The sequence below is a fragment of the Kitasatospora sp. NPDC056181 genome, assembly GCF_042266225.1.
Classification (GTDB): Bacteria; Actinomycetota; Actinomycetes; order Streptomycetales; family Streptomycetaceae; genus Kitasatospora.
Genome location: NZ_JBHJUK010000101.1, coordinates 25,550 through 35,041, shown reverse-complemented (window position 1 = coordinate 35,041; position 9,492 = coordinate 25,550). Strand labels below are relative to the sequence as shown.

Genomic DNA, 9,492 nt, shown 5'->3' with positions numbered 1-9,492 from the left:
CGGGACGCGGGGCGGCGGCAGCCGGGGCGGCGGGCGCCGATCCGGCTGCGGGGGTCGGACGGGGGGCCGGCGCCGCGGCGGGGCGCGGACCCGGGGTCGGGGCACCCGGCTTGGGTGCGGCCGCACCGGCGGCGGGACCACCGGTGGGCTGGGGCGCCGCGGGCTTCCGCGGGCCAGGCTTGGCAGCGGAACCACCACCGGTGGGGGCCACTCCCAGAGCGTCAGTCAACTTGCGCACGACCGGCGCCTCGATCGTCGAGGACGCCGAACGGACGAACTCGCCGAGCTCGGTGAGCTTGGCCATGACGGCCTTGCTCTCCAAGCCAAGCTCCTTGGCGAGTTCATAAACCCGGACCTTAGCCACTTCACTCCTGTCTATGAGTCCGGGGGGTCTCGTCCGCCGGACTGTCGCTACTTCATGGGCGTACCCATCGCGTACTCATCGCGTACTCATCGAGTGCTCATCGCAATCTCGACCTACTTCCACATCGCGAGGTACCTGACTGGTGGCACGGCGCGCGGCTGCCCGCGCACTGTGCTTGTTGCGGTGGTTCTCCGCCGCGTGGAGCGGCGGCCGTAACGGGGAGGTGCCCGCCGGGCCGGCCTGAGGAAGCTCAGGGCGCCGGGGTGTCGCCTGCCCGCTCCTCGATGTACCCGCGGAGCCGCTCGGTGTCGAGCGTGCCCTGGAGCCGGAAGGCCCGGGGGAACGCCCGGCGGCGGACCGCGAGGTCGAGGCAGGCCGGATCGGGGTGCAGGTGCGCGCCCCGGCCCGGCAGTGCGCCACGGGGATCGGGGACGCAGACGCCCTCGACCGCCGTGACACGCAACAGCTGGTGCTTGGCCGCTCGCTTGCGGCAGCCCACGCAGGTGCGTTCCGGGCGTGCTCGGACATGCGTCCGGCCAGACGAAGGCAAGTCTACCCCTCCGAAGGGACATGGCGCCGCCCCGCCGATCCGGACCGGATCGGCGGGGGGCCCGTGCATCGGTGTCATCCGTCCGGCTCCGGCCACTCGGCGGAGCCGCTGCTAGTTGTCGCCGTCCCGGCCGGCGCCGTCGGAACGGTCCTGCGACCGCTCCTCGGGCTGGCCCTCGGTGTCCGGCCGGATGTCGATCCGCCAGCCGGTGAGGCGGGCGGCGAGGCGGGCGTTCTGCCCCTCCTTGCCGATCGCCAGCGACAACTGGTAGTCGGGCACGATCACCCGTGCGGAGCGCTGGTTGTAGTCCACGATCTCGACGCTCGTCACCCGTGCGGGGGACAGCGCCGCGGCGACCATCTCGCGCGGGTCCTCCGACCAGTCGACGATGTCGATCTTCTCGCCGTGCAGCTCGCCCATCACCGCGCGCACCCGGCTGCCCATCGGGCCGATGCAGGCGCCCTTGGCGTTCAGCCCGCTCCGGCGCGACCAGACCGCGATCTTGGTGCGGTGGCCGGCCTCGCGGGCGATCGCCGCGATCTCCACGCTGCCGTCCGCGATCTCCGGGACCTCCAGCGCGAAGAGCTTCTTCACCAGGCTCGGGTGGGTGCGCGAGAGCGTCACCGACGCGCCGCGGACACCCCGGCGCACCGCCACCACGTAGCACTTGAGACGGGTGCCGTGCCGGTAGTCCTCGCCCGGGACCTGCTCCTGCGGCGGCAGGATGGCCTCCAGCTTGCCGATGTCGACCAGCACGTTCTTCGGGTCGTTGCCCTGCTGGACGACACCGGTGACGATGTCGCCCTCCTTGCCCGCGTACTCGCCGAAGGTCTGGTCGTCGGCGGCGTCGCGCAGGCGCTGCATCATCACCTGGATGCCGATGCTGGACGCGATCCGGCCGAAGCCGCTCGGGGTGTCGTCGAACTCCTTCGGCTCGACGCCCTCGTCCAGCTCCGCCGGGTCCTCCGTCGCCCACACGGTGACGTGGCCGGACTTGCGGTCCAGCTCGACCCGGGCCCGGCGGCGCGAGCCCTCGGTGCGGTGGTACGCGGTGAGGAGGGCCGACTCGATGGACTCGACCAGCAGGTCGAAGGGGATGTTCTTCTCGTTGACCAGCGTGCGCAGGGCACTCATGTCGATGTCCACGGCTACGCCTCCTCGTCTTTCGTCACGTTCATATCGGTCCGGTCGGTGCTGGGAGCGTTACTCCGCACCGTCCTCCCCCTCGTCGGTGGCGTCGTCGTCCGCGAAGTCCGGGGCCTCGTCGAGGAGCTTCTCGTCCTTGCGGTTGAACTCCACCTGGACGCGCGCCCGGTCCACCTCGGTGTACTCCAGACGGCGCTCCTTGGCGCGACCGCGGCCCTTCACCGGCTGCACCTCGACCAGCGCGCCGTCCTCGTCCGCCTCCAGCACCCGGGCGACGATCTCCCCGCCGTCGACCAGGTGGATCTTGGCCAGCCGGCCCTCGGCCCGGCGCCAGTGGCGGGGCTCGGCCAGCGGGCGCTCGGCGCCCGGCGAGCCGACCTCCAGCACGTAGGCGCCGGCGCCCATCACGTCGGACTCGTCCAGGGCCTCGCCGACCAGGCGGCTGAACTCGGCGATGGTGTCCAGGTCCACGCCGCCGTCGGCGTCGACGTCGATCTGCACCTGCCGGCGGCTGCCCGCCTGGGTGACCTTCACGTCCTCCAGGTCCAGGCCCTCCCGGGCCGCCAGGGGCTCCAGCAACGCGCGCAGCCGGTCGATGTGGGTGGTGCTCATCCGGGTGGACTCCTCGGCCGCGTCTGCTGTTGTCAGGAGGGGGTACCGCACCCCCTGGCGCCGGACCGGCGCAGGCCGGGTCGCGGCAGCTCGGCCCAAAGCCTATCCGGTGAAGCCGCCAACCACCGATTCCGCACGGCGCGCGGCAGCCCCCGCGACACCCACTGCGAGCAAGCTCACACCGGCCGGGCCCGGCACCCGACAACCCAATCCATCCCCACGGACGTGGGGATTCTGTAATCATTCACGCCAACGAGGGCAGGCGGGCAAGCCGTCCTCCCGTACACGCCCCGGAGTGACGACGATGCAGCCGCCCAGCCGACGGACCTTCCTGGCCCTCGGCCTGCTCCTCACCACGGGCGGCGCGCTCACCGCGTGCACCGACTCGCACGACGGCAAGGACGCCACCGAGGGCGAGCGCCGCCGCCCCGACCCCGACGAGCCGGTCCGGCTGCGCGCCGTCGCCGCCACCGACACCCTGCTCGCCGGGTACGACGCCCTGCTGGCCGGGCCGGGGGCCGGGCAGGCGGCGCAGCTCCAGCCGCTGCGGGCCGAGGTGGCCCAGCACCGGGCCGCGCTGGCGGGGGCCCAGGCCTCGCCCTCGGCCGCCCCGGCGTCCGCCACTGCTGGTTCCGCCGCCCCGGGTTCCGCCTCCCCGTCGGCCTCCTCCACCGGCGCGGCCGCGTCGGCGGTCACCAGCACCGCGGCGCTCGCCTCGCTGGAGCGGCAGACCGCGCAGACCCGGCTCGCCGACCTCGGCGCCGCCTCGCCCCAGCTGGCCCGGCTGCTCGCATCCGTCTCCACCGCCGGGGTGCTGCACGCCGTGGCGCTCGGCGACACCGCCCCGCCGACCGTCCCGGCCCCCGGTCCCGCCTCCGCCTCGCCGTCCGCCTCCGGATCCCCCTCGCCCTCCTCGTCCGGCGCCGGCTCGTCCGCCTCCGGCTCCCCGTCCGCCGCCCCGTCCGGTGCGGGCGGTGCCCCGGCCGTCGGTCCCGAGGCCGTCACGGCCTTCCAGGCCGCCCTGAGCGCCGAGCACGCCGCGATCTACGGCTACGGCGTGGTGGGCGCCCGGCTCCCCGAGGACCAGCAGCGGGCCGACGCCCGGACCGCCTTGGCCGCCCACCAGACCCGGCGGGACGCCTGGCAGCGCCTGCTCGGCGGGGTCGGCGCCACCCCGAACGCGGCCGCCGCCGGCTACCAGCTGCCGTTCCCGGTCACCGACGCGGCCGCCGCCGGCCGGCTCGCCGCCCACATCGAGACCCGGCTCACCACGGTCTACGCCGACCTGGTGGCCGCCGTCGACGGCACCCAGCGCACCACCGCGGCCGACGCGCTGCGCGAATGCGCCCTGCGCACCCGCCACTGGGGCGCCGCCCCCACCGCGTTCCCGGGCATCCCCGACCCCGCCACCGCCCCGGCCTCCGGCAGCCCGACGGCGGCCCCCACCCCGGCCGCCACCGGCTGACGCCGCGGCCGCGCGGACGGCCGCCCGCCCCCGACACCACGTCACTCCCGCTCCCCCGCCGGACCCGCGGACACCGCCGTCGGCCGCCCCCGTACCCCCTCGTCGCTGACCTGCGGTTTCGCCGCCATGGCCGACAATGGACGGGTAGCACCACGGGGGAAGCACCAACCGGAAGGCCAGCATGTCGGAGGCACCAGGGCAGATCACCGTCCCCGAGTGGCTGGCGCGCAGCGTCGGCACGGACGAGGAGGGGAGGAGCTGGCTGGCGGACCTGCCGGCCCTGGTCGCCGACGGGCTGGCCCGCTGGGACCTCACCCTGGACCGGGTGCTCGACCCGGGCGGCAGCCTGAGCCTGATCGGCTACGTCCACCGCGACGACCTCAGCCCCGCCGTCCTCAAGGCCGGGCTGGTCACCGCCGAGACCGCCCAGGAGCACGCCGCGCTCACCCTGTGGGCCGGCCGCGGGGCCGTGCTGCTGCTGGCCGCCGACCCGGCCCGGGGGCTGCTGCTGCTGGAGCGGCTGCACGGTGACATCCCGCTGCGCTCACTGGCCGAGCCGAAGGCGATGCTGGAGGCCACCAGCCTGCTGCACCGGCTCTGGGTGGAACCGTCCGAGGGCCACCCGTTCCCCACGCTCGCCGACCGGGTCGCCGACACCACCGAGCGGATGCGCCGGCACGACGCGCTGCCGGGAGCCGCCGAGGCGTCCGCCCTGGTGGCCGAGGCGGTGGAGACCGCCGCGGGGCTGCTCGGCTCCGCCACCGAGACGTTCCTGCTGCACGGCGACTTCCACCACGGCAACGTCATGGCCGCCGACCGCGCGCCCTGGCTGGCGATCGACCCCCGGCCGCTGGCCGGCGAGCGCGCCTACGACCTCGCCCGGCTGGCGCTGGACCGGGCCGACACCCTGGTCGGCTCCCCGGGCGTGCCGGCCGCCGTGCGCCGCCGGCTGCACCAGCTCGGCGACGCCCTGGAGGTGGACCGGGAACGGCTGCGCGGCTGGACGCTGTTCCGCGCGGCCGACCTCGGCCTGCGCGCCCTGGCGGCGGGCCGCCGGGAGGACGCGGAGCTCTACCTGGAGTTCGCCGGCGCGCTCTGAGCCGTCGGCGGCTTCAGCAGCGGCAGCGGGGCGCCCATCACGGCGTAGAGGCGCTCGGTGTTGGGGAAGTGCACCGCGCGCGCGAGGTCCCGGTAGCCGAGCGAGCGGTAGAGACGGCGGGCCGGGGTCTCGGCATCGATCGCGGAGAGGATGCTGCGGCGCAGGCCGGACCGCTCGCAGAGGGTCCGGATCAGGGCGGAGCCGACGCCCCGGCCCTGGAAGTCGGGCAGCACGTGAAGTTCGGTGATCGCGAAGACCCCGTCCAGCCAGTCCCCGTACCCGTAGGCCTCCAGGTAGGGCTGGATCACCGTGCTCCACCAGTGCTCGCGGCGGTTGGGCATGCCGTACCCGAAGCCGACCAGCCGCCCGCCGCTGAACGCGCCCAGGGCGATCACGCCGGGCTGCTGCGCGTGCCGTCCGACGATGTGCAGCCGGACCATGACCTCCTCGGGCGTCAGCCCGAACGCCACCGCCTGGACATCGAGCGCCTGCGACGCCCACGCCGCAAGGTCGATGGCCTCGATCGTCACCCCGGTCAGCTGATCCATGCCCCGGACGTTACTACCGGCGACGGCCCGGCGCGGCCCTGGGAGGGGAACCGGGCGCCTGTCCGGCACCGGCCTCAGAAGAGGACGCTCATGAACGCGCCGACCTCGCGGAAACCGACCCGGCGGTAGGCCGCGCGGGCGCGCAGGTTGTAGTCGTTGACGTAGAGCGAGACCACCGGGGCGACCTCGCGCAGGGCGATGTCGAGGACGGCGGCCATGCCGGTCTCGGAGAGCCCCCGGCCGCGGTGGGCGGGGTCGACCCAGACGCCCTGGATCTGGCAGGCCCCCTCGGTGACGGCACCGATCTCGGCCTTGAAGAGCACCTCGCCGTCCTCGGTGAACCGGGCGAACGAGCGCCCGGCGGCGACCAGTTCGGCGACCCGGGCCTGGTAGAGCAGGCCACCGTCGCCGGCCAGCGGGGAGACCCCGACCTCCTCGGTGAACATCGCCACGCAGGCCGGCATCAGCGTCTCGACCTCGCCCCGCCGCACCCGCCGCACCAGCGGGTCGGGGGCGATCTCGGCGGACGGCACGGTGGCGGCCATCAGCGGCTGGTGGCCGCGGACCTCGCGGGCCGGGCCCCAACTGCGCTCCAGCAGCGCCCAGAGGGCCGCGGTGGACTCGGCGGGGCCGACGATCGAGGAGCAGCGCCGGCCCTGGCGGCGGGCCCGTTCGGCGAAGGCCTGGACGGCCTGCGGTCCGGCGTTGACCAGGACGAGGTTGGCGCCGGCGTAGCAGAGCGCGTCCAGTTCGCCGTGCTCGTCGTACCAGCCCCACATCTCGCCGCCGAGGCGCCACGGGTCCAGGCCGACGGCCTCCACCCGGGTGGCGACGAAGGCGTTGGCCACCGGGTCGCGGTGCAGCACCTCAAGGGTGTCCGCGAGGTCGGGGGCCTCCAGGACGCGCGTGGTCACCAGGGCGCGGGCGGCCTGGAACGAGCTGGGGAGCATCACACCTCGATCGAGCATCGAGACAGCACCTCACTGAGACGACTCTGGCCGCACCCTACTCCGTGGCCCCACCCGGCTACGGCCGCGGGGCCGTCCGCGCACGGACGGCCCCGCCTCCGGAAACTACTGTCCGCCGGTCACTCCGCGGCGGTCACGGTCGGGGCGCCGGACTCGACGCCCTCGGCCTGCATCTGCTCGGCGAGCTTGAGGGCCTCCTCGATCAGGGTCTCGACGATCTTCGACTCGGGAACGGTCTTGATCACCTCGCCCTTGACGAAGATCTGGCCCTTGCCGTTGCCGGAGGCGACGCCGAGGTCGGCCTCGCGGGCCTCGCCCGGACCGTTGACGACGCAGCCCATGACGGCCACGCGCAGCGGCACCTCCATGCCCTCCAGGCCGGCGGTGACCTCCTCCGCGAGCTTGTAGACGTCGACCTGGGCGCGGCCGCAGGACGGGCAGGAGACGATCTCCAGGCCGCGCTCGCGCAGGCCGAGCGACTCCAGGATCTGGTTGCCGACCTTGATCTCCTCGGCCGGCGGGGCGGAGAGCGAGACCCGGATGGTGTCGCCGATGCCCTCGGCGAGCAGCGCGCCGAAGGCGACCGCGGACTTGATGGTGCCCTGGAACGCCGGGCCGGCCTCGGTGACGCCGAGGTGCAGCGGGTAGTCGCAGGCGGCGGCGAGCTGGCGGTAGGCGTTGATCATCACGACCGGGTCGTTGTGCTTGACCGAGATCTTGATGTCGCGGAAGTCGTGCTCCTCGAACAGCGAGCACTCCCAGAGCGCGGACTCGACCAGCGCCTCGGGGGTGGCCCGGCCGTACTTCTCCAGCAGGCGCTTGTCGAGCGAGCCGGCGTTGACGCCGATCCGGATCGGGACGCCGGCGTCCTTGGCCGCCTTGGCGATCTCGCCGACCTTGTCGTCGAAGGCCTTGATGTTGCCCGGGTTGACGCGGACCGCGGCGCAGCCGGCGTCGATCGCGGCGAAGACGTACTTCGGCTGGAAGTGGATGTCCGCGATGACCGGGATCTTCGACTTCTTGGCGATGATCGGCAGCGCGTCGGCGTCGTCCTGCGACGGGCAGGCCACCCGGACGATCTGGCAGCCGGACGCGGTCAGCTCCGCGATCTGCTGCAGCGTGGCGTTGATGTCCGCGGTCACCGTGGTGGTCATCGACTGCACGGAGACGGGCGCGTCACCGCCGACCGGAACGTTGCCGACCATGATCTGCCGGGAGTAACGGCGCTTGGCGAGCGGCTTGAGCGGCAGGGACGGAATACCGAGCGAGATCGCGGTCATGTGCGCAGGGTTCCCCGGGGTTGAGGTGAGATCGGTCCGGCCGTTCGGGAAGGCCGGGGCCGGGCGCGCGGACGAACGCGCACCCGGCCTCCAACGGTACGGCACGGTGGTGGGCCCGGGCACACCAGCCGTACCCGCACCGTCAGCTGATCTTGACGGGGTTCACCAGGTCGGCGACCAGGACGAGCAGGGTGAAGCCGATGAAGATGCTGGCCACCACGTAGGCGAGCGGCATCAGCTTGGCCACGTCGAAGGGCCCCGGGTCGGGCCGCTTGAACAGCTGCGCGAAACGCCGGCGGACCGACTCCCAGAGCGCGCCCGCGATGTGGCCGCCGTCCAGCGGCAGCAGCGGCAGCATGTTGAACAGGAAGAGCGACAGGTTGATGCCGGCCAGCAGGTTCACGAAGAACGCGATCCGCTGGCTGCCGGGGATGTCGAGGGAGAACACCTCGCCGCTCACCCGGGCGGCGCCGACCATGCCGATCGGCGAGTCCGGGTCGCGCGGCGCGTCGTCCACGACGGCGTTCCACAGCCCCGGGATCTTGCCGGGCAGCGCGACCAGTGACTTCACCCCGTTCTCGGCCATGTCGTACATCCGGTCGACGGACTGGCCGAAGCCCAGCTGGACGACCCCGCTCGTGGGGGTGAACCCGAGGAAGCCGGCCTGCACGGTCTGGCCCTTCACCGGGAGGTTGTTGCCGTCGTACTTCTGCACGTCGTTGACGGCGATGGTGGGGGTGAGCGTCAGCCGCGTGCCGTCGCGGTCGACCACGACCGGCACCGTCCGCCCGGCCGACCTGCGGATGTCCGCCTGGAGCTGCTCGTAGTCGCGGATCCGGTCGCCGTCGAAGGAGACGACCTTGTCACCGGGCTTCAGCCCGGCCTGGGCGGCCGGCGTGAGCGGGGCGCCCGCCGGGCAGGTGTCCGTGGGCTGGCCGGCCTTGACGACGCACTGCGCGACCGTGCCGATCGTCGGCACCGGCATGTTGACGCCGAAGCCCATCAGGTAGGTCAGGAACAGCCCGAACGCCAGGACCAGGTTCATGAACGGGCCCGCGAACATCACGATGACGCGCTTCCACGGCTTGCGCGTGTAGAACAGCCGGTGCTCGTCGCCCTCCTGGAGCTCCTCGTACGAGGCCTCCCGGGCGTCCTCGATCATCGTCCGGAACGGCGAGCTGCTGCGCTTGGTGATCCGCCCGTCCTCGCCGGGCGGGAACATCCCGATCATGCGGATGTACCCGCCCAGCGGGATCGCCTTGAAGCCGTACTCCGTCTCGCCCTTCTTCCGGGACCAGACGGTCGGGCCGAAGCCGACCATGTACTGCGGCACCCTGATGCCGAACAGCTTGGCCGTGGAGAGGTGGCCCAGCTCGTGCCAGGCGATCGAGATCAGCAACCCGACCGCGAAGACCAGGATGCCGACCACCGTCATCACCGTTGCCACCGATGCTCCTCCG

At 73.4% G+C, this 9,492-nt stretch carries 10 protein-coding genes; 2 read left to right on the top strand and 8 right to left on the bottom strand.

Features of this window, described 5'->3' with window-relative positions; all coding sequences use genetic code 11:
• From ACFC1F_RS30335 to rimP, 4 genes are all read right to left on the bottom strand, one after another.
• Window positions 1–364 (bottom strand): translation initiation factor IF-2 N-terminal domain-containing protein (locus ACFC1F_RS30335; protein WP_376163063.1); only part of this gene is annotated, 364 nt, incomplete at its 3' end.
• Between the two features lie 250 nt (window positions 365–614).
• Window positions 615–914, bottom strand: a complete 300-nt coding sequence (locus ACFC1F_RS30330) for a YlxR family protein (RefSeq protein WP_245206180.1) — start codon at window positions 912–914, stop codon at window positions 615–617.
• Between the two features lie 111 nt (window positions 915–1,025).
• Complete coding sequence (gene nusA, locus ACFC1F_RS30325; protein ID WP_376163061.1) at window positions 1,026–2,060, bottom strand: transcription termination factor NusA; 1,035 nt, start codon at window positions 2,058–2,060, stop codon at window positions 1,026–1,028.
• A gap of 57 nt (window positions 2,061–2,117) precedes the next feature.
• Entirely contained in the window at window positions 2,118–2,672 is a 555-nt protein-coding gene (gene rimP, locus ACFC1F_RS30320) for a ribosome maturation factor RimP (RefSeq protein ID WP_209416825.1), read from the bottom strand.
• A gap of 304 nt (window positions 2,673–2,976) precedes the next feature.
• On the opposite strand from rimP, the gene ACFC1F_RS30315 reads away from it, so the two are divergent.
• Window positions 2,977–4,137: a ferritin-like domain-containing protein gene (locus ACFC1F_RS30315; protein WP_376163067.1), complete on the top strand. Its 1,161-nt coding sequence runs from the start codon at window positions 2,977–2,979 to the stop codon at window positions 4,135–4,137.
• Between the two features lie 181 nt (window positions 4,138–4,318).
• Entirely contained in the window at window positions 4,319–5,236 is a 918-nt protein-coding gene (locus ACFC1F_RS30310) for an aminoglycoside phosphotransferase family protein (RefSeq protein ID WP_209416826.1), read from the top strand.
• On the opposite strand, the gene ACFC1F_RS30305 is transcribed toward ACFC1F_RS30310, so the two are convergent.
• The 4 genes from ACFC1F_RS30305 to ACFC1F_RS30290 form a co-directional block, all read right to left on the bottom strand.
• Window positions 5,209–5,784, bottom strand: coding sequence for a GNAT family N-acetyltransferase (locus ACFC1F_RS30305; RefSeq protein ID WP_376163058.1), 576 nt, complete (start codon window positions 5,782–5,784; stop codon window positions 5,209–5,211). The two genes, ACFC1F_RS30310 and ACFC1F_RS30305, sit on opposite strands and share 28 nt — an antisense overlap.
• 74 nt (window positions 5,785–5,858) lie before the next feature.
• Window positions 5,859–6,734 (bottom strand): GNAT family N-acetyltransferase, encoded by an 876-nt coding sequence (locus ACFC1F_RS30300; protein WP_209416848.1) that lies wholly within the window; start codon window positions 6,732–6,734, stop codon window positions 5,859–5,861.
• A 137-nt stretch (window positions 6,735–6,871) separates the two neighbouring features.
• Entirely contained in the window at window positions 6,872–8,032 is a 1,161-nt protein-coding gene (ispG, locus tag ACFC1F_RS30295; RefSeq protein WP_209416828.1) for a flavodoxin-dependent (E)-4-hydroxy-3-methylbut-2-enyl-diphosphate synthase, read from the bottom strand.
• 142 nt (window positions 8,033–8,174) lie between these two features.
• Window positions 8,175–9,479 carry an RIP metalloprotease gene (locus ACFC1F_RS30290; protein WP_209416829.1) on the bottom strand — a complete coding sequence of 435 codons (1,305 nt, stop codon included), beginning with the start codon at window positions 9,477–9,479 and terminating at the stop codon, window positions 8,175–8,177.
• Window positions 9,480–9,492: the final 13 nt, after the last annotated feature.